General features: G+C 66.3%; 23 protein-coding genes. 17 read left to right on the top strand and 6 right to left on the bottom strand.

The genetic code is table 11. The annotated features are described in order from the left end of the window. Nucleotides 1-228 precede the first annotated feature (228 nt). Together C4S70_RS12680 and C4S70_RS12675 are read right to left on the bottom strand one after the other, a co-directional pair. Nucleotides 229-675, bottom strand: a complete 447-nt coding sequence (locus C4S70_RS12680) for an ATP-binding protein (RefSeq protein ID WP_104008532.1) — start codon at nt 673-675, stop codon at nt 229-231. A gap of 14 nt (nt 676-689) precedes the next feature. Further along, the gene (locus tag C4S70_RS12675; protein WP_104008476.1) at nt 690-1028 is read right to left on the bottom strand and encodes an STAS domain-containing protein; all 339 of its coding nucleotides are present in this window, start codon (nt 1026-1028) and stop codon (nt 690-692) included. A 130-nt stretch (nt 1029-1158) separates the two neighbouring features. Between C4S70_RS12675 and C4S70_RS12670 the strand changes: the two genes are divergently transcribed. The 6 genes from C4S70_RS12670 to C4S70_RS12645 all read left to right on the top strand — a co-directional run bounded on the left by C4S70_RS12670 (nt 1159) and on the right by C4S70_RS12645 (nt 9333). Further along, nucleotides 1159-1611, top strand: coding sequence for a GAF domain-containing protein (locus C4S70_RS12670; RefSeq protein ID WP_407656737.1), 453 nt, complete (start codon nt 1159-1161; stop codon nt 1609-1611). A gap of 83 nt (nt 1612-1694) precedes the next feature. Continuing rightward, on the top strand, nt 1695-2258 hold the full coding sequence (locus tag C4S70_RS12665; RefSeq protein ID WP_104008474.1) for a helix-turn-helix domain-containing protein: 564 nt from the start codon (nt 1695-1697) through the stop codon (nt 2256-2258). A 74-nt stretch (nt 2259-2332) separates the two neighbouring features. Beyond that, nucleotides 2333-4780, top strand: coding sequence for a GcvT family protein (locus tag C4S70_RS12660; RefSeq protein WP_104008473.1), 2448 nt, complete (start codon nt 2333-2335; stop codon nt 4778-4780). Then, a complete protein-coding gene (locus tag C4S70_RS12655; RefSeq protein ID WP_200822762.1) occupies nt 4777-5844 on the top strand; it encodes an alcohol dehydrogenase family protein in 1068 nt (355 codons plus the stop codon). Before C4S70_RS12660 ends, C4S70_RS12655 begins: the two co-directional genes overlap by 4 nt. A 3-nt stretch (nt 5845-5847) precedes the next feature. After that, nucleotides 5848-6744, top strand: coding sequence for a homocysteine S-methyltransferase family protein (locus C4S70_RS12650; protein ID WP_104008472.1), 897 nt, complete (start codon nt 5848-5850; stop codon nt 6742-6744). A gap of 138 nt (nt 6745-6882) precedes the next feature. After that, nucleotides 6883-9333, top strand: coding sequence for a GcvT family protein (locus C4S70_RS12645; RefSeq protein ID WP_104008471.1), 2451 nt, complete (start codon nt 6883-6885; stop codon nt 9331-9333). Between the two features lie 152 nt (nt 9334-9485). Here the strand turns inward: C4S70_RS12645 and C4S70_RS12640 are convergent, their stop codons facing one another. Continuing rightward, on the bottom strand, nt 9486-10142 hold the full coding sequence (locus C4S70_RS12640) for a peroxiredoxin (RefSeq protein WP_104008470.1): 657 nt from the start codon (nt 10140-10142) through the stop codon (nt 9486-9488). Between the two features lie 206 nt (nt 10143-10348). Here C4S70_RS12640 and C4S70_RS12635 point away from each other — a divergent pair, with 206 nt between their 5' ends. From C4S70_RS12635 to C4S70_RS12585, 11 genes are all read left to right on the top strand, one after another. After that, nucleotides 10349-11788: an aldehyde dehydrogenase family protein gene (locus C4S70_RS12635; RefSeq protein ID WP_104008530.1), complete on the top strand. Its 1440-nt coding sequence runs from the start codon at nt 10349-10351 to the stop codon at nt 11786-11788. A 206-nt stretch (nt 11789-11994) separates the two neighbouring features. After that, entirely contained in the window at nt 11995-13110 is a 1116-nt protein-coding gene (aroC, locus tag C4S70_RS12630) for a chorismate synthase (protein WP_104008469.1), read from the top strand. Between the two features lie 7 nt (nt 13111-13117). Then, nucleotides 13118-14062 (top strand): AEC family transporter, encoded by a 945-nt coding sequence (locus C4S70_RS12625; protein WP_104008468.1) that lies wholly within the window; start codon nt 13118-13120, stop codon nt 14060-14062. A gap of 290 nt (nt 14063-14352) precedes the next feature. Then, a complete protein-coding gene (locus tag C4S70_RS12620) occupies nt 14353-15660 on the top strand; it encodes a serine/threonine protein kinase (protein ID WP_235003826.1) in 1308 nt (435 codons plus the stop codon). 29 nt (nt 15661-15689) lie between these two features. Further along, nucleotides 15690-17030 (top strand): FHA domain-containing protein, encoded by a 1341-nt coding sequence (locus tag C4S70_RS19155; RefSeq protein ID WP_235003825.1) that lies wholly within the window; start codon nt 15690-15692, stop codon nt 17028-17030. Continuing rightward, a complete protein-coding gene (locus C4S70_RS12610) occupies nt 16999-17973 on the top strand; it encodes a PP2C family protein-serine/threonine phosphatase (RefSeq protein ID WP_235003824.1) in 975 nt (324 codons plus the stop codon). Before C4S70_RS19155 ends, C4S70_RS12610 begins: the two co-directional genes overlap by 32 nt. Further along, nucleotides 17970-19193 carry a P-loop NTPase family protein gene (locus C4S70_RS12605; protein ID WP_104008467.1) on the top strand — a complete coding sequence of 408 codons (1224 nt, stop codon included), beginning with the start codon at nt 17970-17972 and terminating at the stop codon, nt 19191-19193. The genes C4S70_RS12610 and C4S70_RS12605 overlap by 4 nt, the downstream gene beginning before the upstream one ends. Before the next feature lie 177 nt (nt 19194-19370). Then, complete coding sequence (locus C4S70_RS12600) at nt 19371-21401, top strand: dynamin family protein (protein ID WP_235003823.1); 2031 nt, start codon at nt 19371-19373, stop codon at nt 21399-21401. Nucleotides 21402-21427: 26 nt separating this feature from the next. Beyond that, nucleotides 21428-22321 carry a dynamin family protein gene (locus tag C4S70_RS12595; RefSeq protein WP_104008526.1) on the top strand — a complete coding sequence of 298 codons (894 nt, stop codon included), beginning with the start codon at nt 21428-21430 and terminating at the stop codon, nt 22319-22321. A gap of 88 nt (nt 22322-22409) precedes the next feature. Beyond that, entirely contained in the window at nt 22410-22760 is a 351-nt protein-coding gene (locus C4S70_RS12590) for a hypothetical protein (RefSeq protein WP_104008465.1), read from the top strand. A gap of 39 nt (nt 22761-22799) precedes the next feature. After that, nucleotides 22800-23558, top strand: a complete 759-nt coding sequence (locus C4S70_RS12585) for a hypothetical protein (protein ID WP_146064216.1) — start codon at nt 22800-22802, stop codon at nt 23556-23558. A 12-nt stretch (nt 23559-23570) separates the two neighbouring features. Here C4S70_RS12585 and C4S70_RS12580 read toward each other — a convergent pair whose 3' ends face one another. From C4S70_RS12580 to C4S70_RS12570, 3 genes are read right to left on the bottom strand one after another with little or no spacing between them, the layout of a single operon-like run. Then, complete coding sequence (locus C4S70_RS12580; protein WP_104008463.1) at nt 23571-23810, bottom strand: hypothetical protein; 240 nt, start codon at nt 23808-23810, stop codon at nt 23571-23573. Next, nucleotides 23807-24535, bottom strand: a complete 729-nt coding sequence (locus C4S70_RS12575; RefSeq protein ID WP_104008462.1) for a sirohydrochlorin chelatase — start codon at nt 24533-24535, stop codon at nt 23807-23809. The genes C4S70_RS12580 and C4S70_RS12575 overlap by 4 nt, the downstream gene beginning before the upstream one ends. Then, nucleotides 24492-26051 carry a cytochrome D1 domain-containing protein gene (locus C4S70_RS12570; RefSeq protein WP_200822761.1) on the bottom strand — a complete coding sequence of 520 codons (1560 nt, stop codon included), beginning with the start codon at nt 26049-26051 and terminating at the stop codon, nt 24492-24494. The genes C4S70_RS12575 and C4S70_RS12570 overlap by 44 nt, the downstream gene beginning before the upstream one ends. Nucleotides 26052-26081: the final 30 nt, after the last annotated feature.

Here is a 26081-nt window from a genome sequence, read left to right as displayed (position 1 = left end):
CTCTGCCTCGTCTCCCTGTCGTTTCGGGCGGAGATTAGGCTGCGTCCGATGGAAAGCCAACGGGCAGGGGATTGATTTTTTGGGGAAAGGCCTCGACGCCGCGCACTGGGTGGGGGCTATCAAAAACGCGGCGCCGAGGGAAGCCATATGCAGCTACACTGTTGTTGTGCTGCCGGATTCGGGCGCGAGTTTGAGAGGATTGGGGCGGTTTCGGGGCAAGGCTCGATTTCATACCTTGAACCGCAGTGACAGCTGATTGCGGGTTCCGCACCGGTCATAGCGAACCTCGGTGGCCAGAGACCTGATCAGGAACCAGCCGAAACCGCCTTCGGGCAGATCGTTGAGCGGGACATCCACATCCGCAACGCGCCCCGGTGGCAGGCGTTCGTCGGGCAGGGGACGGCCTTCATCGTTGATCCGTATGTCCAGCCGATCGTTCCGCAGACTGCAGGAAATGTGGATCGGCCCAGGCTCGGACTGGCCATAGGCGTGTTCGACGACGTTGTTGATCGCTTCCGCCAGAACGATCTCGATGTCGCCCGCGCGCAGAGGCGCCACCCCTGCGAGTCTCAACCGACCGCAAACGGACTGGACAACCGATCGCGTGTTGATCTCGGACGCCTCGATCCGCAGCGCGAACCGGGCATGACGCCGGGAATCGGAATCCTGTCTCACGCGGGCAGCGCTGTTCACTCGGACGTCACGGCCAAGGCGGTCTCTCGGTCGGGATACAGTCGAAATATCGTGTCCATACGGGTCAGACGAAAGACCTTTTCCACCAAAGGCGTCAGCCCCGCGAGATCCAGCCGCCGCCCCTGTCCCAGCATCTTCATCGTGGCCACGATCGCGCCCAGGCCGCTGGAGTCGATGAAATCGACCGAAGTGAGGTCCAGAACCACCCGCTCCGGTCCTTCGTCGACGGCCGATCGCATCTTTTCCTTGAACTCGATGGCGCCGGCCGCGTCGATGCGATCGGCGTGGACGGTGATGATTCGCGCCTGTGCGGTATCTTCGCTGCTCAGTTCCATGTGTGTATCCGCAATTTCCAGTCCGGTGCGGGAAGGGTAGGGCGCAAAAGGTTACCATCCGGTGAGCCCGCGCCTGCCCCCTTGCCGCCCCTGCCCCGGACAGGCAGAAGGATGAAAAAGGGGGCGCATCATGGTTGACTATTCCACTCTTGCCGCGACCGTTGCGGCGCTGACCGACGGCGAAACCGACGCGGTGGCGCTGATGGCGACCATCGCCTGCGAGATCCACCATGCCGATGATCGGTTCGACTGGACAGGTTTTTATCGCGTTACCGAACCCGGCATCCTGAGGATCGGCCCCTATCAGGGCGGGCATGGCTGTCTCGTCATTCCGTTCGATCGCGGCGTCTGCGGGGCGGCAGCACGGACCGGCCAGATCCAGCTGGTGCCCGATGTGGATGCCTTTCCCGGTCATATCGCCTGCGCTTCGTCCACCCGGTCGGAACTGGTGATCCCGGTGCGCAATCGAGCCGGAGAGGTGATCGGGGTGCTCGACATCGACAGCGACCGGCCGGACGCCTTCACGCAAGAGGACGCCGCGGCGCTGGATGCGATCCTGCGGGACGTCTTCGGTCGATTGTGACGTCCCCGTGAAAAAAGTCTTGGATTTTTCACCGATTCGGAGAATCGTGAAACTCGAGGGGAGAATTTCACGAGGAAGCGACGGTGGATCAGACCGCAGCAACGGCCCGGACGCTTGGCGCGGACCTTCGCGCGCTGCGCAAGGCGCGCGGTCTCACGCTCGCCGACCTTGCCGCGCGGCTTGACCGCTCGGTCGGCTGGCTGAGCCAGGTCGAACGCGACCTGTCCGAACCGTCGCTGGCGGATCTGCGCCGGTTCGCCGAAATCCTCGACGTGCCGATCACCATGCTGGCCGCGCCCCCGCCGGGCGACGAGGCCGGCCATGTGGTGCGCGGGCACGCCCGGCGCCCGATCGGACATGACAAGGCCGGGCTGACCGAGGAACTTCTGTCGCCCGACCTGACCGACGATTTCGAGATGGTGCATTCCACTTTTGCCCCCGGCAGCCGTATCGCCAAACCGGTGATGCGTCCGACGCAGGAGGTGGGCTATCTGATCTCGGGCCGGCTGGATCTGGACATCGCCGGCCGCGCCTTCACCATCCATCCCGGCGACAGTTTCCGCATCCGCGGAGAACCGTTCCGCTGGGCCAACCCCTATGACGAACCGGCCGTGGCGATCTGGGTGATCGCCCCGCCGGTCTATTGACGTAGGCCCGCCTTGGTCCGCCCGATCCCAGACACCGCGCCCCGGCGCTCGACATAACGACAGGAGCAAACCCCATGCCCGATTTCCCAACCACGGCCCGTGTCGTCATCATCGGTGGCGGTGTCGTCGGCACGTCGTCGCTGTATCACCTGGCCAAGAAGGGCTGGACCGACTGTGTTCTGCTGGAAAAGAACGAACTGACCGCCGGATCGACCTGGCACGCGGCGGGCAACGTGCCCACCTTCAGCACCTCGTGGTCGATCATGAACATGCAGCGCTATTCGACCGAACTCTATTCGCGGTTGGCCGACGAGGTCGATTACCCGATGAACTACCACGTCACCGGGTCGCTGCGGCTGGCGCATTCGCGCGAACGGATGCAGGAATTCGAACGTGCCGCCGGAATGGGCCGCTATCAGGGGATCGACATCGAGATCCTCGATCCGGCCGAAACCAAGGCGCGCTATCCGTTCCTTGAAACCCATGACCTCGTGGGCTCGCTCTACGACCCCTGCGACGGCGATATCGACCCCGCGCAGCTGACCCAGGCGCTGGCCAAGGGCGCGCGCGATATGGGCGCGCGGATTTTGCGGTTCACCCCCGTCACCGGCATCGACCGCGAAAACGGCGAATGGATCGTGCATACGGAAAAGGGTGATATCCGCTGTGAATACGTCGTGAACGCCGCCGGCTACTACGCCCAGCGCGTGGGCGAGATGTTCAAGCCCTTCGGCGGGCGCACCGTGCCGATGATGGTGATGAGCCACCAGTATCTTCTGTCGGAGGAAATCCCCGAGATCGAGGCCTGGTCCAAGGAACACGGGGGCAAGCTGCCGCTGCTGCGCGACGTGGACGTGTCCTACTACCTTCGGCAGGAGAAGAACGGCTTCAACCTCGGCCCCTATGAGCCCAACTGCCGCGCGCATTGGGTGACGCCGGACGACCCGATGCCGGACGATTTCAGCTTCCAGCTGTGGAACGACGATCTGGACCGGATCGAGGACATCGTCGCCGACGCGATGGAGCGTGTGCCGCTGCTGGGCAGCTCGGGCATTTCCCGCGTGATCAACGGCCCGATCCCGTACGCCCCCGACGGCAACCCGCTGATCGGCCCGATGCCCGGCGTGCCCAATGCCTTCGAGGCCTGCGTGTTCACATTCGGCATCGCCCAGGGCGGCGGCGCGGGCAAAACCTTGGCCGAATGGATCGTCGATGGCTACACCGAATGGGACATGTGGGCGGTCGATCCGCGCCGGTTCACCGACTACACCGACCACGACTATTGCGTGGCCAAGGGGATGGAGGTCTATGGCCACGAATACGCCATGCACTTCCCCTGGCACGAATGGCCGGCGGGGCGGCCGAAGAAGGTGTCGCCCGTGCATGACAAGGTGGCCGCGCTGGGCGCGCAATTCGGCGCCTACAACGGCTGGGAGCGCGCCAACTGGTTCGCGCACCCCGGCGACGACACCTCCGAGGAAGCGACCCAGACTTGGGGCCGCTCCGGACCGTGGGAGCCGCGCATTCGCGAGGAGGCGCTCGCCGTCCGCGACGGCGTGGGCGTGCTCGACCTGCCGGGATTCTCGCGCTTCAACCTGACCGGGGCAGGGGCGGCAGAGTGGCTTTTGACCCGCATTGCGGGCAACCTGCCCAAGGTCGGCCGGATGAGCCTGGCCTATTTCCCCGACGATCGCGGCCGGATCCTGACCGAGATGAGCGTGATGCGCCACGGCGAGGATCATTTCACCCTGATCACGGCCGCCGCCGCGCAATGGCACGATTTCGAGCTGTTGAAGAACAACCTAGCCGAGGGGCTGGAGCTGACCGACCACACAAGCGACTACGACACGCTGATCGTCACGGGACCGAAATCGCGCGAGTTGTTCCAGCAGATCTCGGAGGGCGCCGACCTGACCCTGCCGTGGCTGTCGCATCAGCCCGCCAAGGTCGCGGGCCGCGACGTGCATCTGGCGCGTGTCAGCTTTGCCGGCGAACTGGGCTGGGAGATTCACGCGAAGAACGCCGACATCCCCGCGATCTACGACGCGGTGCTGGAGGCCGGGGCCAGGCCCTTCGGCATGTGGGCGCTGAACAGCCTGCGGATCGAAAAGGGCTATCGCGCGTGGAAAGGGGATCTCTCGACCGACTACTCGCTGCTCGAGGGCGGGCTTGACCGTTTCGTGAAGCTCGACAAGCCGCAGGATTTCCCCGGCAAGGCGGCGCTGCTGGCCGAAAGGCAGCAGGGCGTCAAGAAACGGTTCGTCACGCTGATCGTGGATGCGGGCGAGGCGGACGCGCCCTACATGTCCACCATCTGGCATGACGGGCAGGTGGTGGGCGAGACCACCTCCGGCGCTTGGGGCTACCGGGTGAACGCCTCGATCGCGCTGGGCATGCTGCGCAGCGACCTCACTGAGCCCGGCACCGAGGTGGAGGTCGAGATCTACGGCGAACGCCGCCGCGCGGTGGTCCAGCCCGACCAGCCGCTGTGGGATCCCAAGAACGAAAGGATTCGCGCATGAAACTGCCTGACACCATGTCCGGCGTGGTCCTGACGGGCCACGGAGGGCCGGAGAAACTCGTCTGGCGCGACGACATCCCGGTGCCGCGCCCCGGCCGGGGCGCGGTCCTGGTCAAGGTCGCGGCGGCCGGCATCAACAACACCGACATCAATACCCGCATCGGCTGGTATGCGCGCGAGGTCACCTCCTCCACCGCCGAGGCCGAGGGCGCGGAGGTCGATGCCGGCGGCTGGGCCGGCGCGCTGCAATTCCCGCGCATCCAGGGGGGCGATCTGTGCGGCCATGTGGTGGCACTGGGCGAAGGCGCCTCTCGGCTGAAACTCGGCGCGCGGGTGATCTCGCCCAACTGCCTGCCGCGCCCCCGGCCCGACAACCCGCTGCATTTCATCGTCATCGGGTCCGAGATCGACGGCGCCTTTGCCCAATACTGCCTGATGCGCGAGGACGACCTTTACGACGTCACCGTCGCGCCGCTGAGCGACGTGGAGCTGGGCGCCATGCCCTGCGCCTATGGCACGGCCGAAGGGCTGGTGACCAAGGCAGGCGTTCAACCGGCCGAGCGCGTTCTGGTCACCGGCGCCTCGGGCGGGGTCGGCATGGCGGCGGTGCAGCTCTGCACCCTGCGGGGGGCGCATGTGACCGGCGTCGCTGCACCCTCCAAGGCCGACGCGGTGCGCCAGGCCGGCGCGGTCGAGGTGATCGGGCGCGACGATCCGCTGCCCGAAAACACCTTCCACCGCGTCATCGACGTGGTGGGCGGCGACCGCTGGGCGGACCTTCTGCGCGCCCTTCGTCCCGGTGGCCACTACGCCGCCTCGGGTGCCATCGCCGGGCCGATGGTCACGGGCGATCTGCGCGACATCTATCTCAAGGACCTGACCCTGCATGGCTCCACCTTCCAGCCGGTCGAAGTCTTTGCCCGGCTGGTGGACGTGATCAACGCGGGTCGGCTGAAACCGCTGGTGTCGCAGACCTATCCCTTGCAGGACATCCACGCCGCGCAGGCGGATTTCGAGGCCAAGCGTTACCCCGGCAAGCTCGTCCTGATCCCGCCCGAGGATTGACCCATGACCCGGATCACCCTTCTTGACGGCTCCATCGGCCAGGAACTCGTGAAACGCAGCGGCGACCGCGCCACGCCGCTGTGGTCCACGCAGGTGATGATCGACCACCCCGATCTGGTGGGCGAGGTGCACGCCGCCTATTTCTGCGCGGGCGCGACCATCGCGACCACCAACACCTACGCGCTGCACCGCAGCCGGCTGACCCGGGGCGGGCTTGAGGACCGGATCCCCGAACTGATGGAAACCGCGCTGACCCAGGCCGAACGCGCCCGCGCCGCGCATGGCGGCGGACGCATCGCGGGCTCGCTCGGGCCGCTTCTGGCCTCCTACCGGCCCGACCTCAACCCCGACCCGGACGACGCGGCCGCGAAATTCGCCGAACTGACCGCCCTGATGGCCGATCGGGTGGACCTCATCCTGATCGAAACCGTCTCCTTGGTGCAGGAGGCCCTCGGCGCCCTGCGCGGCACGCGCAACTGCGCCAAGCCGGTCTGGCTTTCCCTCACCGTGGATGACGACGACGGCACCCGCCTGCGCTCGGGCGAACCGCTTACGGACATCGCGCCGCTGGTCGCGGAGTTCGACCCGCAAGCGGTGCTGATCAACTGCTCCCGCCCCGAAGCCATTCCTGCCGCGCTCGACATCCTCAAGACCCTCGGCAAACCTTTCGGCGCCTACGCCAATGGCTTCACCCGCATTTCCGAGGACTTCCTCAAGGACGCCCCGACCGTGGACGCGCTGGAACAACGCACGGACCTCGATCCCGCGACCTATGCCGATCATGCGCTGGGCTGGGTGGAGCAGGGCGCAACCATCGTCGGCGGCTGCTGCGAAGTGGGACCCGACCATATCGAAGAACTGGCCCGCCGCCTGTGCGCTGCGGGGCACGAGATCACCTGATGACCGCCTTCTTCCTCTTGCTTCAAGTATCCCGGGGAGCGCATCGCACCTTTGGAGCGCCTCTGGCGCAAAGGGCAGCGCCCCTCGCACCGGTCGGATTCCGCAGGCGATCCGCAATCATGAAAGGGAAAGTGTCCAATGGCTGAACTTCCTGACAAGGCCCGCGTGGTCATCATCGGCGGCGGCGTCGTCGGCTGCTCGGTCGCCTATCACCTGACCAAACTTGGCTGGACGGACGTGGTCCTGCTGGAGCGCAAGCAACTGACCAGCGGCACCACCTGGCACGCCGCCGGCCTCATCGCCCAGCTGCGGGCGACCGCGAACATGACCAAGCTGGCCAGGTATTCGCAGGAACTCTACGGCGATCTGGAGGCGGAGACCGGCGTCGCCACCGGGTTCAAGCGGGTAGGGTCCATCACCGTGGCGCTGACCGGTGACCGAATGGAGGAACTCTCCCGCTCGGCGGCGATGGCCCGCGCCTTCGGTGTCGAGATTGAGGAGATCACCACCGACGAGGTCAAGCGCCGCTACGAACACCTCAATACCGATGGCGTTGTGGGCGGCGTCTACCTGCCCAAGGACGGGCAGGGCGACCCGGCCAACATCGCTCTGGCGCTGGCCAAGGGCGCCCGCCAGCGCGGCGCGCTGATACGCGAACGCGTCAAGGTCACCGGCATCGCCCGGCAGGGTCGCCGTGTCACGGGCGTGGACTGGGTCAGCGACGACGGTAGGGCTCAGGGCTACATCGCCTGCGACATGATCGTGAACTGCGCGGGCATGTGGGGGCACGAAGTCGGCCGCATGGCGGGCGTCAACGTCCCGCTTCAGGCTTGCGAACATTTCTACATCGTATCCGAACCGATCGAGGGGCTTTCCCAGCTCCCGGTCCTGCGGGTGCCCGACGAATGCGCCTATTACAAGGAGGATGCCGGCAAGATGATGCTCGGCGCCTTCGAACCCGTGGCCAAGCCCTGGGGCATGAACGGCATCCCCGACACGTTCGAATTCGACCAGTTGCCGGAAGATTTCGACCATTTCGAGCCGATCCTCGAGATGGCGGTGAACCGGATGCCGATGCTGGGCAGGGCGGGGATCCACACCTTCTTCAATGGGCCGGAATCCTTTACGCCGGACGACGCCTACCACCTCGGTCTCGCGCCCGAGATGGACAATGTCTGGGTCGCCGCCGGGTTCAACTCGGTCGGGATCCAGTCTGCGGGCGGCGCGGGCATGGCGCTGGCGCAGTGGATGGAAGACGGGGAAAAACCGTTCGACCTGGGCGACGTGGACATCGCCCGGATGCAGCCCTTCCAGGGCAACAAACGCTATCTGGCCGAGCGCGCCACCGAAACGCTGGGGCTGCTTTACGCCGACCACTACCCCTATCGGCAGAAGGCCACGGCGCGCGGCGTGCGGCGCACGCCTTTCCACCAGCATCTGCTGGACCGCGGTGCGGTTATGGGGGAAATCGCCGGCTGGGAACGCGCCAACTGGTTCGCGCGCGATGGGCAGGAGCGCGAATATCACTACGCATGGGGCCGCCAGAACTTCTTCGACAACGTGGCCGAAGAACTCGCCGCGGTGCGCTCCAACATCGGCATGTATGACATGTCCTCCTTCGGCAAGTTGCGCGTCGAGGGACCGGACGCCGAAGCCTTCCTCAACCATGTCTGCGGCGCGGACATGTCGGTGCCGGTGGGCAAGATCGTCTATACCCAGTTCCTCAACCCCCGTGGCGGGATCGAGGCCGACGTGACCGTGACCCGGCTTTCGGAGACCGCCTGGCTGGTGGTGACGCCCGCCGCGACGCGGCTGGCCGATGAAACTTGGCTGCGCCGCCACCTCGGCGATTACCGCGCGGTCATCACCGACGTCACGGCGGGCGAAGGCGTGCTGGCGGTGATGGGCCCCAACGCACGCAAGCTGATGCAGGCGGTCTCGCCCAACGACTTCTCCAACGATGCCAACCCGTTCGGGACTGCTCAGGAGATCGAGCTCGGTCTCGGCCTCGCCCGCGTCCACCGCGTCTCCTATGTCGGCGAACTCGGGTGGGAGATCTACGTCTCGGCCGACATGGCCGCCCACGCTTTCGAAACCATCTGGGAGGCGGGGCAGGATTTGGGCCTGAAACTGTGCGGCATGCACATGATGGACTGTGCCCGGATCGAAAAGGCCTTCCGCCATTTCGGCCACGACATCACCTGCGAGGACCATGTGCTCGAGGCCGGCCTGGGCTTTGCCGTCAAGACGGCCAAACCGGAGTTCATCGGCCGCGATGCGGTTCTGCGGAAAAAGGAAGAGGGCCTGCAAAGACGCCTGCTCCAGTTCCGCCTGACCGACCCCGAACCGCTGCTCTATCACAACGAACCGATCATCCGGGACGGCGAAATCGTCGGCTATCTCAGCTCGGGGGCCTACGGTCACCACCTCGGCGCGGCAATCGGCCTGGGTTATGTTCCCTGCCGGGGGGAAAGCGCGGCGGACGTGCTCGGGTCCACCTACGAAATCGACGTGGCCGGCACCCGCGTTCGGGCCGAGGCATCGCTCAAGCCGATGTATGACCCGAAATCCGAGCGCGTCCGGATGTGACCGGCCCGTGTAAGACGAAAGAACCGGCTCGTTCCTTCATCTTGCGTCAAATACTCTGGGGGGCGCGGGGGGCAAAGCCCCCCGCTTCGGTCGGATCGGCACCGCCGATCCGAAATCGCCTCACCCGAATTTTTCGGCCAGGACCATTGCCTTCACGCCGCCGGATCCTTCGTGAACCGCAGATAGGGCAGCTTCGCATCGATTTCGCCGAACTTCTCTCTGGCCTCGTCGTCATTGAGCGTCAACGCCACGATCACGTCCTGCCCGTGCACCCAGTTCGCCGGCGTGGCGATCGGCGTGTTGTAGGTCGCCTGCAGCGCATCCAGCGCCCGCAGGACTTCGGCGAAGTTCCGACCCACCGACATCGGATAGGTCATCGAAAGCTGCAGCTTCTTGTCGGGGCTGATGATGAAAACCGACCGCACCGTGGCCGTGTCCGCTGGGGTCCGCCCGTCGGGCAGATAGGCCTCGGCCGGCAGCATGTCGAAGGCCTTCGACACGGCCAGATCGGTATCGGCGATAATCGGGAAACCCGCCTGCGTTCCGGCGAATTTCTCGATGTCGGCCTTCCACTTGCGGTGGTCCTCGGCGCTGTCCACGCTGACGCCGATCACCTTGGTGTTGCGCTTGGCCCATTCATCGGCCAGCTGCGCCACCGCGCCGAATTCCGTGGTGCAGACCGGCGTGAAGTCCTTGGGGTGGGAAAAAAGGATCGCCCAGCTGTCGCCGATCCAGTCGTGGAAGGTGATCGTGCCCTGATCCGTCTCGGCGGTAAAATTCGGAACGATGTCGTTAATGCGCAGTCCCATGTCGTCCTCCTGTCATATCGAATTGCGAGCCATTGCAGCTCTCAATCTAGCGTCGCATTCGACAGCCACTAGCCCCCGCGACAAGATTGCCTAGGATTCCCTCGGGTAATTTGATCATATTTTCTTTCGGATGTTGTTTTCGCCACATCGCGGTGACAGAGTGCCGCCGACCGGCCTTGGCGCCGCTGGAATCGGGAGAACAGAGCATGATCGAGAAGCGTGAATTCTATATCAACGGCGAATGGGTCGCGCCTGTCCAGGCGCGCGACCATTTCGTCATCGACCCCTCGACCGAAGAACCCTGCGCGGTAATCTCGCTGGGTTCCGACGCGGACACCGACGCCGCCGTCGCCGCCGCCAAGGCCGCGCTGCCGGGGTGGATGGCAACCCCTCCGGCCGAGCGCATCGCGCTGCTCGAGAAGCTGCTGGAAATCTACAAGACTCGCGGCGAAGATCTGGCCCAGGCGATGTCTGCCGAGATGGGTGCGCCCATCGACATGGCCCGCACCCAGCAGGTGGGCGCCGGCGCTTGGCATCTCAAGAATTTCATCACGGCGGCCAAGGGGTTCCAGTTCGACCGTCCGCTGGGCGATCACGCCCCGAATGACCGTATCATCTACGAGGCCGTCGGCGTCGCCGCGCTGATCACCCCGTGGAACTGGCCAATGAACCAGATCACGCTCAAGGTGGGGGCGGCCGCGGTCGCCGGCTGCACGATGGTTCTGAAACCGTCCGAGGAAAGCCCGCTGGACGCGATGATCTTTGCCGAGATGATGCACGAGGCCGGTTTCCCCAAGGGGGTGTTCAACCTCGTGAACGGCGACGGCGCGGGCGTGGGCACGCAGTTGTCGGGTCACCCGGACGTGGACATGGTCAGCTTCACCGGCTCGACCCGTGCCGGGCGGCTGATTTCCAAGAACGCGGCGGACACGCTCAAGAAAGTGCATCTAGAGCTTGGCGGCAAGGGCGCCAACGTGATCTTCGAGGACGCCGACGAAAAGGCCGTGAAACGCGGCGTTCTGCACATGATGAACAACACCGGTCAGTCCTGCAATGCGCCCTCGCGCATGCTGGTGCAGCGCAGCATCTATGACGAGGCGGTGGAGACCGCCGCCGAGGTGGCGAAGTCGGTTCAGGTGGGCAACGCCCACGAAGAGGGGCGCCATATCGGTCCGGTAGTGAACGCGACCCAGTGGCAGAAGATTCAGGATCTGATCCAGACCGGCATCGACGAAGGCGCGCGCCTTGTCGCCGGAGGCACCGGCAGACCGGAGGGCTTCAACAAGGGATTTTACGTCAAGCCGACCGTGTTTGCCGACGTCAACAATCAGATGACCATCGCCCGCGAGGAAATCTTTGGCCCGGTCCTGTGCATCCTGCCCTTCGACACGGAGGAAGAGGCGATCGAGATCGCCAACGACACGCTCTATGGTCTGACGAATTACGTGCAGACCCGGGATCCGGCCCGTGCCAACCGCATGGCGCGTGCCCTGCGTTCGGGCATGGTCGAGATGAACGGACAGCCCCGCGCCGCGGGTTCGCCCTTTGGTGGCATGAAGCAGTCGGGCAACGGTCGCGAGGGCGGAATCTTCGGGATCGAGGATTTTCTGGAGATCAAGGCCGTGAGCGGTTGGACGCCGGAGTGATCCGGTGAGCCCGCTCCGGGTTCCGTCGGTTGCGAGATGATTTCGGATCGCTGGCGCGATCCGACCGGTGCGAGGGGCTCTGCCCCTCGCGCTCCCCGGGATATTTGGGGCAAGAGGAAGAACGCTTCGGGGGCGCATAGTTGCGGCGATAGTGCTTGAGGCTCAAACGTGACGCAGGTATCCACGTCGCGCAAAGGAGACCGCGCATGTCGTTCAATACCTTCGGTCATCTGTTCCGCGTCACCACATGGGGCGAGAGCCACGGACCCGCGCTGGGCGCGACCGTGGATGGTTGCCCCCCCGGTGTGCCGATCGACGAGCCGTTCATCCAGCAGTGGCTGGACCGCCGCAGGCCTGGTCAGAACCGGTTCACCACCCAGCGGCGTGAACCCGACGCCGTCAAGATCCTGTCGGGCGTGTTCGATGGCGTCACCACGGGGACGCCCGTGCAGCTGATGATCGAGAATACCGATCAGCGGTCCAAGGACTATGGCGATATCAAGGACAAGTTTCGCCCCGGTCACGCCGACATCACCTATTGGCAGAAATACGGCATCCGCGACTATCGCGGCGGCGGTCGATCCTCGGCCCGTGAAACGGCGGCGCGTGTGGCGGCGGGCGGACTTGCGCGGGCGGCTTTGAACACCTTGGCGCCGGAGATCCGGATCCAGGGGTATCTTGTTCAGCTCGGCCCGTACCGGATCGATCGGGCGCGGTTTGATGCCCGGCAGGTGAACCGGAACCCGTTCTGGTCGCCGGACGCGCAGGCGGCGGAGCAGTGGGCCGCCTACCTTGATGAACTACGCAAGTCCGGCAACTCGGTCGGTGCGGTGATCGAGGTAGTGGCGCGTGGCGTTCCCGCCGGTCTGGGGGCCCCGGTCTATGGCAAGCTCGACACCGACCTTGCCGCCGCGATGATGAGCATCAACGCGGTGAAGGCGGTCGAGATCGGCGAGGGCATGGCGGCCGCGGCGCTGACCGGAGAGCAGAATGCCGACGAGATCCGCATGGGCGATGACGGACGGCCGGTCTATTCCTCGAACCACGCCGGCGGTATCCTGGGTGGCATTTCGACAGGTCAGGACATTGTCGTGCGCTTTGCAGTCAAGCCTACGTCCTCGATTCTGAGACCCCGCAGGACCATCACGACATCCGGCGAAGACACCGAGATCGTCACCAAGGGCCGCCACGATCCATGTGTCGGCATCCGTGCCGTTCCGGTGGGCGAGGCGATGATGGCCTGCGTGATCCTCGACCACATTCTGCTGCATCGCGGCCAGATCGGCAGCGCGGTCGGAGAGACCCGCGGACAGATCGGTTGACCCCGCCTTGGGCGCGATCCTGTCCATCACCTTTCCGATCTACGCGGCGATCGGCATCGGCTATCTGGTGGTGCGCAAGGGCTGGTTTGTCGCCTCGGATATGCGGGTGCTGGGACAGTATGTCCTGAACCTCGCCCTGCCTGCGCTTCTCTTCAACGCCGTCGCGTCCCGCGACATCACCGAAGTCATCCGGCCGGGATACATGGCGGTCTATGCGCTCGGAAGCCTTCTGACGATCGCGGGCGCCTTTCTCTGGTTCTCGGTCACTCGCACGGACCCGCCGCGCCGGGCGGTCGCGGTGATGGGCGCGGCTTGCCCCAATTCCGGTTTTGTCGGCTATCCGGTGATGCTGCTGGCCTTCCCCGACATCGCCGGGGTCATTCTGGCGCTGAACTTCCTGGTCGAGAACGTCCTGCTGATCCCGCTCTGCCTGGTGCTGATGGATCTGTCGCGCCCGCATCCGAGCCTGTCGGTCCCGCGACGCGTCGGCCGGATTCTGTGGAACGTCGCCAGGCGTCCGATGGTGATCGGCCTCGCCCTTGGCTTTGCGGTCTCGGCGTTGGATTTGCCCATACCCCAGCCCGCCACCCGACTGTTTCAGACGCTCGCGGCCTCTGCCTCGGCCCTATCGCTGATCGTGATCGGAGGCTCCCTGGTCGGCCTGCCCCTGCGCGGCAATCGCGCGCTTGCTGTCCAGATTGCCGCGGCCAAGCTGATCGCCCATCCCCTCTTCGTCATGTTCGCTATGGCAATTCTGGCGGCGGTAGGACTCGCCCCACTTGCATCTGATTTGAAGGCGGCGGTGATCCTTTCGGCCGCCATGCCGATGTTCGGCATCTACACGGTGCTCGCCCAGGAACAGGGACTGGAAGGCATGGCGTCCATCGCCATGCTGGCGGCCACCACCGGCGCCTTCGTGACCCTCAGTGTCCTTCTGGCTCTTCTGACCTGATCCTGCTTCTTTCTGGTTACAAATACCCCGGGGGAGTCCGCCCGGCACGGGCGGACGGGGGCAGCGCCCCCAGGCCCGTGCATCCGGCACATGACAGGCCGCCGACATTACTTTGGCGCTTTCGCCTCTGCACGCAAGGCTGCGACGACGGCGCCACCCCGCCGGTTTCCCGCGCCGCCACCATCTTTGCCGATGCCTGACACTTTCTGACCACATTCCCGCGGATGATCGGAGTCCAACGGGGACCATTCGCCCCTTCGCAGGGGTGCAACCTATCGGAAGAGCCGGGAATGAACGCGATGCTCCAATCCTTCGGCGAAGCCCTCGACCGGGAAGAGGAACTGCCGCCGGGCACCGTGCTGCTGCATGGTCAATATGTGGTCGAAAGCTATCTGGTGCGGGGCGGCTTTGGCATCACCTACCTGGCTCGCGACAGCCTGGATCGCATCGTTGTCATCAAGGAGTGCTTTCCTTCGGCCATCTGCTGTCGCGTCGATGGCAAGGTCCGCGCGCGATCGGAAGAGCAGGAAGGGCAGTTCGCTTCCGTCCTGCGCCACTTCATCCGCGAAGCCCGCCGCCTGTCCCGGCTGCGCCACCCCGATATCGTCGGCGTCCATCAGGTCTTCGAAGAGCGCGGAACCGCCTACATGGCGCTCGACTATGTCAGCGGCCACGATCTGTTGACGATCCTCGAGGACGCACCCGAACGGCTCACTCCCGCCCTGGTGCAGACCCTCCTGCGGCGCACGCTCGAGGCGGTCCGGTACATCCACGATCAGGGAATCCTGCACCGCGACATTTCCCCCGACAACATTCTGCTGGGGCCCACCGACAATCCGACCCTCATCGACTTTGGCGCAGCGCGCGAACAGGCCACGCGGGAAAACCGCGCGCTTTCGGCCCTGCTTACGGTGAAGGACGGTTATTCGCCGCAGGAATTCTACCTCTCCGACGAACCGCAGCGCCCGTCCAGCGATCTGTATTCACTGGGGGCGACGTTCTATCACGTCATCACCGGTGAGGCGCCGCCGCACAGCCAGCAGCGCGTTGCCGGCTTCGCGGCCCGCAATGCCGACCCGTACCGACCGCTGGCGACGCGGATCCCAGGCTACGATCCGCGCTTTCTCGCCTCGATCGACCGGGCGCTGGAACTGTTTCCCGATGCCCGTTTCCAGTCTGCCGAAGACTGGCTGAGGGAGATCGAGGATTGCGCCATTCGACAGGACAGTGAGGCCGGGGATGACGGCGACGACTCGATCCGGCGGGTGATTTCCGAACTGATCCAGGAAGTCAGCAAGGAAGAGGCCGACGCGCCTGCCGGCCCCGAGACAGAAGCGTCGTCGCCCCGCGGACAAAAGGCCGTGTCCGCCGAACCGGCGCAGCGTCAGCCCTTGCGGCCGCGCTTCGTGGATATCTTCGGCAATCCGATCGACGACGTGGACGCCTGGCTCAAGGCACAGGAACGCGACCTCAACCGCCGGGAGCACGAGATATCCGAAGCCGAACCTTGCGCAGACAGCGGAGCCGAACGCGGCGGCTTTCTGCGGGGGATCCTGGGCCGCCGTGGAAGCCGCGCGGCCGGGCTCTGGAGAAACTGACAGGTCACAGGCGCCGAAAGGAAGCAGTCATGAAATTCATCAAGGAGATCATTTCCGGAAAGCAGGACGGCACCGGCGCGCAGGCGGACGACGCCCATCCCGCAGGTGTTCTGGACCTCGAGGCATTTTCGGTCGGCAATCAGCTTCCCCGGCACGCCGAGGTCGGGTCCTCGTCACAGGCCTCCGGCGGCTCACGCGCCGCAGAGTCCGAGGCCGCAGAGCCCGAGGCCGCGCGACACTTCTACGATGCCTTGGAAAATCTTCCCGGGCGGATTGCCGAGGCGGCTTCTGGGCCGCACGCCGCGACCGGGCCCGACTGGCCGACCGAGAGCGATGCTGCCGCCTCGCCCGACGGCCATTTGTCGGAAGATTGGCCCGTCGAGACGCAGCGCCCCTTCAGCCCGGAAGACACCGGTGCAGATGTGCCGGCCGAGCCGCGGGTCGCGCCGCTGGCCGCGCCGGACACGGATTCGGATGATGCATCGCCAGAGGAGGCCGCCCTGGCTCTGGACACGCGCGATGGCCTTCACGACAGGGACTGCTCGGAGAGGACGGAACCCGATGCGCCCCGGCCCGCGCGCCCGGCGGATCCGCTGGTCGTCCAGGATGAGACGGACGCGCAATGGGGCGAAAAGCCCGACCCCTTTGCCCGGCTCGATCGGGCGGCCGGCGATCCGCCCCCTCCGGGTGCACCTTCGCCCTTTCACAAGGACGAGTCCGCCCGGCCGATCAGCGGCCGGCCGCGCACCCGATTGTCCGAAGATCTCTCGGTTCAGTCCGCCCGGACCCGGTCCCAGACCCGGCCCCTTGCGCAGCCACAGGCCGGGGCGCAGGCGGCAGTTCCGCTCGCCGACATGCCGGCGCCCGCCGCAGGGCGCGCCGCGCGTCGCGCCGGACGGGTCAAGACGCGGCTGTTGGGCTTTGGTGCGGGCGATGTCGTGCCTGACCCGATCGAGGCCGTGGACCGGTCATCCCAGAGGACGGGGCAGAGCATTTTTCCGGTCGGCTGGATGGTGGTCGTCGCGGGGCCGGGGCGGGGCAACGCCTTTACGCTCTTCGCCGGCGTATCGCAGATCGGCCGGGGCGAGGATCAGGCGGTGCGGCTCGATTTCGGGGATATCAGCATCTCGCGCAGCAACCATGCCGCGGTGGCCTATGATCCGCGGCAACAGAGGTTCTACCTGGGCCATGGCGGCAAGGCGAACCTGGTGCGACTGAATGGCAAGCCGGTGCTCAGCACTGAGGAACTGCCTTCGGGCAGCGTGATCGAGATCGGTGAAACGAAGCTGCGGTTCGTGGCTTTGTGTGGGGAAGAGTTCGACTGGGGCAATTGCCGCGATGATGATGTCGAAACAGCCATCTTCGGCTGAAATCACATATGACGTCGCGTCGGCGGTCAGCATCGGCGGCCGCGACTGTCAGGAGGACGCGATCGTCGCGGACTTTCCGCAAGGGGCGGGCTACGGTTTCGTGGTGCTGGCCGACGGCATGGGTGGACATGCGGCGGGCGATATCGCCAGCCGGATCGTCGTGACCGAGGTGTTCAGCGAACTCAAGCTGCAAAGCAACGACCTTGCGCGATTTGCCCGCGACATAAACCCGATCCTTCGGCAGGCCGCGCGGGCCGCGAATGCCTGCGTTATGGCGCATGCGAACGCCGATCCCGGCACGCGCGGGATGGGCGCGACGCTGCTGGCTCCGGTGCTGCTGGGCAACCGGCTGCACTGGATCTCGGTCGGGGATTCGCCGCTCTATCTCTTCCGCGACGGCAAGTTGCGCCAGTTGAACGAGGATCATTCGCTGGCGCCGCAGATCGACCACATGGTGCGCAGCGGGCGCATGACCGAGGATCGCGGACGAAACCACCCGGACCGGAACTGCCTGACCTCGGTGCTGATCGGGCTAGAGATCCCGCGGCTGGACTGCCCGGAGCGACCGGTGATCCTGGAGCCGGGCGATATCGTGATCGCATCGAGCGACGGGCTCCAGTTTCTTGACGAAAGCGACATTGCTGCCCTTTTGAACCTGATGCGCGACGAAACCAGCGCGAGCATCGCCGCCGCGTTGATGAATGCGATCGAAGAGCTGGCGGATCCCGACCAGGACAATGTGGCCCTGGCCGTGATCCGCTTGCCCTTTGACCAAGGCAGCGAGAGCCAGCAGCCCGTCGCGCCCGAACCTGTCGCGCAGCCCGCGCATGACATGGCCCATGCCTCGGGACGGCGCGGCCGGATGACCGTCATGGCATCGCGGTCGAAATCGGGGGTTGCGATGATGTGCAGGATCGGAAACGCGCGGGGGCAGGAGATATGAACCGGGCCGCAGAAGTTGGCGCGATCCGTGACAGCCTGCTGTCGGCGCTGGACCGGGGGGCGCTGCCCGAAACGGCCGGCGAACAGGCAGTGCAGTTGCTGACCCGGCTCAACCGGCCGGTGGCGGTGATTGTCGCCGGGGGGGCGGGCAGCGGAAAGTCCAGCCTTGTGAACATGCTGGTGGGCGAGCCGGTGATCCCCGAACGCTCTGGCCTGCCGGTCGTCGAAATCGCCTATGGACAGGTGCGGCGCAGTATCGTCGTGGATCGCGACGGACGTCAGTCCGAACGACCCGGCAACGCGCTGACCGAAGATCTTGCGCCTGATGTGGCCCTGGTGCGGGTGGAACTGCCGGCCCGGCCGCTGGAACACATGAGCCTGACCGAGTTGCGCGTCACCGGCGCCCCAGCGGACCGGGCCTCGGCGATGGATCTGATCGCGCAGCAGGCGGATATCGTCCTGTGGTGCACGCAAGTCTTCGACGCAACGGAACTGGATCTGTGGCGCGGTTTGCCGGACCGGATCAAGGACCATGCCTTTCTTGTCCTGACCAAGGCCGACCGGCTGTTGATGCAAGAGGCGCTGGTTGACCGGATCGCCGCGCTGGAGCCCGTCGTGGCCGAGGAGTTCCACAGCCTATTTCCGGTAGCGACGCTGCAGGCGATGTCGGCGCGACCCAGCGGCGACGGGGCGGGCAAGCCGGAGCTTTGGCAGGCGAGCGGAGGGCAGTCGCTGGCCCGCGCGGTGGCGCGGCAGGTGGCGCTGGGGCGGATGGCGGATGCGGACCGGGCACTGGCTTTCATGACCCGCTGCGGTTTGTCCGTCGAGGATCCGGCTCCTGCCGCGCAATCGGCGGCCAATGCCGATGCGGAAACCGCGGCGGACGGCGACGGCGCCGAAGATCCCATCGCCGCCGCCGTGTCGATGCTGGCCGAGCGGGCCAGAGAACTGACGCGGATCGTTGCTGTCGAGGGAGGGGATTCGCCCGGCGCGGTTCTGGATCATTGTCTTTCGACCATGGAAAGCCTGTGCGAGATGCTGGCCGGGTCGGGCGGAGGCGATCCGGCATCCGTCTGGCCACTGGCGGGGGCGTCCGAGGGGCTCGACACGCTGGTGCTGTTGAATCTGGAACGGACCGACGACGCAGCAGAGGATGCCGTTGACCTGGTGTTGCAGGTTCGCAAGGAACTGGCCGAAGCAACCGGCCCGCGCCGGCCGTGAACAAACGGGATTTGCCGGATTCGAGCCGCAAAATCACCACAATCGAACGAGACTCTCGGGGCAGGGACTCGCGGCTCAGCTTGGCCGAAACTGCCGCGGGCGCCGGGGTTCCCAGGCAGATTGCGGCATTTTTTGGCATCCGGGTTTGACATGAACGCTGAAGCAGGAAACATCCAGGTGCAGACACCCGGCGCGCTTGCGTATCCGGGCGGGATCGGGGCCGCGCCGCTCGCCTCGCTGGCCCAGCGAGTGGGGGATCTGCGAGCGGCACTGTCGCAATTGGCTGAAATCGCGGATGAAACATCGGGGATAAAGATCGCCCGCTTGCAGGAAACGCTGCGAGCGTTCGAACCAGCCATCACCCTGATCGGGCAGGTCAAATCCGGCAAGACGACGCTGGTGAACGCGATGGCTGGCGTGCCCGATCTGCTGCCTGCGGACGTGAACCCCTGGACCTCGGTCGTGACCTCGCTGCATCTGTCGCCCGAAGGGGCCGAACTTGGCCGCGGCGCGCGGTTTCAATTCTTCGAGGCGGATGAATGGGACCGGCTGCTCAGCAAGGGCGGAAGGATAGGCGAACTGGCCAGCCGCGCCGGCGCGCATGAGGAACTGGACCGGATCCGCGATCAGGTCGAGGCCATGCGCCGCAAGAGCCGGGATCGGCTGGGGCGGAAATTCGAACTCCTGCTGGGGCAAACGCACGAATATGAAGGTTACGACCGCGAACTGATCGAGCGCTATATCTGTCTTGGGGATGCCGTCGATGCCAAAGCGGGCAGCGTGCTGGCCTCGGGGCAGGGGCGATTTGCCGACATCACCCGATCGGCCGATCTCTACCTGCGGCAGGATGGTCTGCCCCTGCCGATCTGTCTGCGGGACACGCCGGGCGTCAACGACACCTTCATGATGCGCGAACAGATCACCGTGCGCGCGATCCGCGACAGCCGCATCTGCGTGGTCGTGCTGTCGGCGCATCAGGCGCTGACCTCGGTGGACATGGCGCTGATCCGGCTGATCTCGAACGTGCGGGCGCGCGAGGTGGTGATTTTCGTCAACCGCATCGACGAATTGTCCGACCCTTCCGCGCAGGTGCCCGAAATCGAACAGAGCATCCGCCAGACGCTGAAGGACCAGCACGCGCCGGCGGAGATCGAAATCATCTTTGGCAGCGCGCTTTGGGGTGTCCACGCGCTGCGCGGCGCATTGTCCGAACTGCCGGCCGATTCCGCGCAGGCCCTGCTGAACTGGGCCAAGGGGCGCCCGCCCGAAGCCCGGCGCAGCGGGACGCCGGCTGAAACCGTCTGGCGGCTGTCGGGGGTGCCCGACCTGTTCGCCACGCTGTCGTACCGGATCGCCGAGGGCGCCGGGCGGGATCTGGTGGACAAGGTTTCGCGCAGCGCCCTGAACTTTGCCAACGGCCTGACCAAGAGCGCCAGCGGTCCGGGTGATCCCCGGCCTGTTTCCGCCCGAATTGACCGCAGCGCGCTCGAGGACGAGATCGTCGCGCTGGCCACCCGGCAGTTCCGGTCGCTCGATGTGGCGCTCGAGGAACTGGTGGAAAGCTACCGCAAGCGGATCGACCGCGCCCATGAAAGCTTTGTCGAAAGGGCCACCGAGTCGCTTCTCTCGCATCTGGAGAGAAACGGCGATGGCGTGGTCTGGGAATACAGCCCGACGGGGCTGCGGATGTTGTTGCGGTCGGCCTACACCGTCTTTGGCACGGCCACGCAGCAGGCGCTCCAGCGGGTGATGGAGGCGGCCGCGCGCGATCTGGGCGACCTCTACGCCCGTGCGTTCGGCGCCGCGCCCGAGGACTTTGCCCCGCATCTGCCCGCGGCGCCCCGCGTGCCCCCGCCGGTCTTTCTGGGGCAGACGATCGTGCTCGACGTCAAGGGGCGGTGGTGGAGCAGCTGGTGGCGGCGCTGGCGCGGCTACAAGGCGCTGGCGCAAAACTTTCACGACCTGATCCGCGCCGAAACCGCGCCGATGGTGGCCGAGTTGAAGGAGGCTCAGGCCGAAGAGCTCTGCCGGACGGCCACGGGGGTTCTGGACGAGTTTCTGGACGAACAGCGCGCGATCCTGATCGGGATCATGGAAGGCTGCGAAGCGGGCAACACGGCCGGCGTGATCCCGGGCGACGACGACGGGGCGACGCGCCGCCGGATGCTGAAGAACACGTTGGCGACCCTGACGCGCTGCGCCGCATGAAGAACGAGAACGGAAGGATCCCGCGCATGACCGATACCGAGGACACCAGGCACAGCCCGACGGCACCGAAGCGGTTGCCCCGCGTGGCCCTGATGGGCGAATTCAGCGCGGGCAAGAGCACTCTGACCAACCTGCTTCTGAGCGGCACGCCGCTTCCTGTCCGCGTCACGGCGACACGTCTGCCGCCGGTCTGGATTTCGCGCGGCCAACCCGACGCCATGCGCGAGGATCTGAACGGCAATTTCTGGCCCATCGACGCGGGCGACCTGGAATCGGTATCGCTCGATGACACCCGTCTGATCCGCCTGACGATGGAAGAGGAGATCCTGCACCTTTGCGACCTGATCGACATGCCCGGAATTTCCGACCCCAACATGGCGCCCGAAGTCTGGGAACGCGTGTTGAGCGAGGCCGACCATGTCGTGTGGTGCACCCATGCCACGCAGGCCTGGCGCCAGAGCGAGGCCGCAGTCTGGGAAACGGTGCCCGAAGAGCTGCGGCAGAAAAGCCTGCTTCTGGTGACGCGCTTTGACAAGATCGTGTCGCCGCAGGACCGGGACCGGGTGCTGGCCCGTCTGCGCCGGGAAACGCGGGGGCTGTTTGCCGACTTTTTCCCGATCTCCCTGACCGAGGCGCTCAAGGCCGGGGATGACCGAACCCGGTGGGACACCAGCGGCGCGGAGGCCTTTGTCGCGCGTCTCGTCGATCTGCTGATGGATCCCGAATCCCCCGGCGCGGGCACCTACGGGACTGCGGGCGAACGGTTCACCCGGAAAATCCGTTCGGCCCGCATGGTGCACGCGACCGATGTGCCGGCCGGAACGGATGCTGGCCCCGAGACGCCGGCCCATGTCGCACCCCGGCGGATCAGGCCGCTCGGGCAGGGTGCGCGGCCCTTGGCCGCCCCGCGGGCGGTATGATACGGGCTTGCCTGTCCAGGGGCGCGCTGTCAGCCTGTAACCGCCTGCGCGCGTTCCGCGACGGGTGCAAATTCGGACGGGGGAACCATTGGGCGTAACCGAACGGCTCGAGGAAATTCGGCGGACGACCGAGGGATGTTCCGTGGTCGCACTGGCCGATCTTTCGACGCGGCTGGTCTTGTGCGCGGCCTGTTCGGACAAGCCACCGCAGGAGCGGCTGGACCGGCTGAGCATCCGGGCGGCCGATCTTCTGGCCCGACCATCGCTGCCCGGCGCGGATGTGGCGTCCGTGGTGGCCGGTTCCTGCACCGAGGTCTTTGTCCGGTCCGCCGCGGACGCCGACGACGTGTTGTGTTGCGTGTGCGGGCCGAATGTGGACATATCGGAACTGGTGCGGCGCGCGCGCCGGGGTCTTGCGGATCTCGCGGCCCGGCGGTGAGCCATGCAGACCGCGCCGGTTTCGGCAGGAATGCCCGCGATGGATGACAAGGACAGGCTGCGGAAAAAGATTGCCCGTCTGGGCGATGCCGTGCCGCTCACGCCCGGCGGCGCCCGGCGTCTGAGCGCCGATGCAGGCGGTCGGCTGATCGACGCTCTGCTGGCCGAGATCGCCGAGACGGTGATGCCGCGCGTTCTGATCGTCGAGGACGATGGCGGCGCGGAACTGGCGCGGGTTTCCGTGGCGGGGCGGCGCATACTGTCGCTGCGAACCGGGCAGCGGGTGGTGACAGGGGCGGATTTCGACGAAGTTGACGACTTCGCCGTCGCTTTGGCCAGCGGTCTCCGCGCGGCTCTGGGCGGGCGCGCCCAAGCCGGCCTGCGCACCGCCCGCGAGGATGAGCCCCCGGGCGAAGTCGGGCTGCGCTGTTCCACGGCAGCCGTTGCGGCGGTGCTGGGTGACCAAATGACCGGCGCCGAGGGTTTGAGCCGCTATGTCCGGGCGCTCGGGCCGCATGTGGCGGCATGGCGTGTCACCGGGCCCGACGGGGCCGTGACGGAAGGCGGCGATGCGGCATGGCTGGCGCAGGTGCCGGACGCGGATCCGGCCACCCTGACCGCGCGGCTGGACCAGGCCTTGGCCGAAACCGGCCCGGACGGGATGATTCATTACGCAGGCGGCGGAGATGGCCGGGAGTTGATCCTGGCGCGCTCGCGCGGGGCACTGCTCGTGGCGCTTTTGCGCGATGGGGACCGGCCCGATCCGGTGGGGATCTGGCGCCGTCTTGTCGGCGCGTAACGGGTGCCGTTCTCAGCGGTCGGCCTCGTCCATCAGGTGCCGCACCCAGCGCCCCGCTGCCCAGGTCGCGGGAACGCCCAAAGGCACGCTCCAGGCCAGCGCCTCGGCTGGCGTGAATATCCAGTCCGGCCACCCGGCGAAACTGGCGATCAGTCCGGCGAAGAACAGGTTGATCGCCACCGTCAGCACGACGAAGGGATAAAGCAGCAGGGCCAGTTTCCAGACCGGCCAGTTGTCCCTCGCGCCGGTCATGCGGCCGCGGCCCCGGTTGCCGCGCGTTTCAGCGCGTCCGCGACAAGCGCCGGCACGCGCCGGTCGGCCCCCAGCACCGGCAGCAGCCTGCCCCTGAACCCCGCCCTTGTCAGCGCCTCGGGCACGTCCTCGCGGCAATGCGCGCCGGGCATGGCAAAGAACGGCAGGCAGACCGCGTCCTCGCCCAGCCCCGCCGCTGCTTCGGTGATTCCGGGGGCCTGCTCGACAAAGCCGGTCGAGAGGGGGATGTCCGGCAGTTCCCCGCCCAGCCGCCCGGCGAAATCCGCCGCGGCCTTGCCCGCCGCGGTGCCGCGCGCCGATCCGTGCGCGGCGAGCAGGACGTGACCGATCCGCCCCGAACCGATTTCCGAGAGGATAGTGGCCGTCAGGCCGGGCAGGCCGGGATCAAGCCCGAACGGGACCGCCACGCAAAGATCCGTCCGCCCGATCCGCCGGGGCAGCACCCTGGACGCGAACCACCCCGCCGCCATGAAGAACGGATATACCAGGCCGCCGCCGGCCATCGCCGCCGCTTCACGCTCGAGACGGTCGCCGCTGGCCATGGTGGCCGAACGCACCCGCCAGCCGGGCAGATGTTCCGCCACCCGCGCCGCCAGCCCGGCCAGCGCCGCCTCGGGCTTCTCCGGCGCCGAGGGCTGCCCATGCGCCACGATCAGCGCCTCAGTGACTTGTGCCTTCGGAGAAGGTGATCTTGTTCCAGACATTGTATTTTCCCGAAGGCTTGCGCATCGGCAGCCGTTTGACCTCTTCCAGAGTGTTCGCGTCATAGACGATGACCGCGCCATCGTCTTCCCAGACCGACACGAAGACATGCGACCCGTCGCGGTCGAACTCCGCATGCGCCACCGTCGCCCCCGGCACCGGGCGCAGGGTCCGAACGATCTCCAGCGTATCCTTGTCGATCACGTTCATGAGATCCTTATGTGGCCCAAAGAACACGCCCGACCAGAAATATTTCGAATTTTCGTGGCTGCGCAGGAAAAAGCCGGGGCCCTGGGTCGGGATCGTCGCGATCCGCTCCCAGGTTTCGGTGTCTATAACCGAAATCTTGCCCTCTTTCAGATGCGGGGTCGCCATCACCCGCCGACCGTTGCGTTCCCAGCTGATGCCCGAGCCCAGATGCGGCATGCCGTCCAGAGGCAGCTCGGCGATCTCGCGCCCGACATTGAGGTTCACCACCACGCCGCGCCTGCCGTCGCGGGCCGCGCCGATCAGGTTGCGATAGTCCTGGGTGAAAAAGAAATCGTCCAGCGGCTCGGAAATCTCGATCCGCCGCCGCGCGAACAGCCCCTGGCTCGAGGGGATCGCCTCGACCATGCCTTTCTCGCGGCTGTGGACGAAGCCTTCATAGACCGGATCGGCATCCGGGTCGGTCGCCACCTCCCAGATCTCGGGCGCGTCCTTCAGCGCCAGGATGAAGCTCTTGCGCTGCGGCGCCTGATAGACGGCCGAGACGCGGCTGCTGAGCCCGTGTTTCGACACGATCGGCATCACCTTGGCCACGCTCAAGTCGTCGGTGGACAGGATCGTCAGCGTCATCGGCAGGTAGTTCGCCACCGCCAGCCATTTGCCGTCATGGCTCATGGCGATGTTGCGGCTGTTCAGCCCCGCGCGCACCCGCCCCACGGGGTGCAGCGCCCACAGGTCGTATTTCTGCACCCAGCCGTCGCGGGACATGATGAACACATGGTGGCCGTCGGGGGTGTATTTCAGCCCGCCATGCACGGCAAAGGGCGTGGCGAACCTGTCCAGCACCTCGAAGCTGTCGCCATCGATCACCGAGACATGATGATCCGCGGTCTCCACCGCCAGCGTCAGGTTCAACGGGTCGCACCCGCAGCGCGGCTCGTCCGCGGGCACATAGTCCGGATCCATCTCGCGGCTGGCCATGATCTCGGCTTCGCCCCAGTCGGGCACCTGCTCCAGCGGGGTCTTCAGCCATACTGCAAGCGCCTCGATCCGCGCATCGTCCAGTTCCTTGCCAAAGGCCGGCATCTGCGTCGAAACCCGCCCCTCGCGGATCACCGCCGCCACTTTCGGGCCGCGCATTCGCTTCAGGGTCTCCGGGATCAACGCCGGCCCCTGCGCGCCCAACCGGTTCGCCCCGTGGCAGGCGGCGCAATGCTCGGCATAGTCCCCGGCGGGATCCGCCCCGGCACTGCTCCCCATCGCCAGCACCAGGACGGACCCCATCCCCAGGGCACGGCCCCAACTCTTCATCTTGCTCCAAATACTCCCGCCGGAGGCCCC

Source organism: Jhaorihella thermophila (assembly GCF_900108275.1).
Classification (GTDB): domain Bacteria; phylum Pseudomonadota; class Alphaproteobacteria; order Rhodobacterales; family Rhodobacteraceae; genus Jhaorihella; species Jhaorihella thermophila.
The sequence above is the reverse complement of the archived record's forward strand: the minus strand, read 5'-3'. Positions and strand labels throughout refer to the sequence as shown.

Coding starts and splice junctions, on each gene's coding strand:
- C4S70_RS12675 (WP_104008476.1), bottom strand. CDS start 1,028: ATGGAACTGAGCAGCGAAGATACCGCACAGGCGCGAATCATCACCGTC.
- C4S70_RS12595 (WP_104008526.1), top strand. CDS start 21,428: ATGACCGATACCGAGGACACCAGGCACAGCCCGACGGCACCGAAGCGG.
- C4S70_RS12635 (WP_104008530.1), top strand. CDS start 10,349: ATGATCGAGAAGCGTGAATTCTATATCAACGGCGAATGGGTCGCGCCT.
- C4S70_RS12575 (WP_104008462.1), bottom strand. CDS start 24,535: ATGTCTGGAACAAGATCACCTTCTCCGAAGGCACAAGTCACTGAGGCG.
- C4S70_RS12655 (WP_200822762.1), top strand. CDS start 4,777: ATGAAACTGCCTGACACCATGTCCGGCGTGGTCCTGACGGGCCACGGA.
- C4S70_RS12620 (WP_235003826.1), top strand. CDS start 14,353: ATGAACGCGATGCTCCAATCCTTCGGCGAAGCCCTCGACCGGGAAGAG.
- C4S70_RS12645 (WP_104008471.1), top strand. CDS start 6,883: ATGGCTGAACTTCCTGACAAGGCCCGCGTGGTCATCATCGGCGGCGGC.
- C4S70_RS12585 (WP_146064216.1), top strand. CDS start 22,800: ATGGATGACAAGGACAGGCTGCGGAAAAAGATTGCCCGTCTGGGCGAT.
- C4S70_RS12570 (WP_200822761.1), bottom strand. CDS start 26,051: ATGAAGAGTTGGGGCCGTGCCCTGGGGATGGGGTCCGTCCTGGTGCTG.
- C4S70_RS12580 (WP_104008463.1), bottom strand. CDS start 23,810: ATGACCGGCGCGAGGGACAACTGGCCGGTCTGGAAACTGGCCCTGCTG.
- aroC (WP_104008469.1), top strand. CDS start 11,995: ATGTCGTTCAATACCTTCGGTCATCTGTTCCGCGTCACCACATGGGGC.
- C4S70_RS12605 (WP_104008467.1), top strand. CDS start 17,970: ATGAACCGGGCCGCAGAAGTTGGCGCGATCCGTGACAGCCTGCTGTCG.
- C4S70_RS12610 (WP_235003824.1), top strand. CDS start 16,999: ATGATGATGTCGAAACAGCCATCTTCGGCTGAAATCACATATGACGTC.
- C4S70_RS12670 (WP_407656737.1), top strand. CDS start 1,159: ATGGTTGACTATTCCACTCTTGCCGCGACCGTTGCGGCGCTGACCGAC.
- C4S70_RS19155 (WP_235003825.1), top strand. CDS start 15,690: ATGAAATTCATCAAGGAGATCATTTCCGGAAAGCAGGACGGCACCGGC.
- C4S70_RS12650 (WP_104008472.1), top strand. CDS start 5,848: ATGACCCGGATCACCCTTCTTGACGGCTCCATCGGCCAGGAACTCGTG.
- C4S70_RS12640 (WP_104008470.1), bottom strand. CDS start 10,142: ATGGGACTGCGCATTAACGACATCGTTCCGAATTTTACCGCCGAGACG.
- C4S70_RS12660 (WP_104008473.1), top strand. CDS start 2,333: ATGCCCGATTTCCCAACCACGGCCCGTGTCGTCATCATCGGTGGCGGT.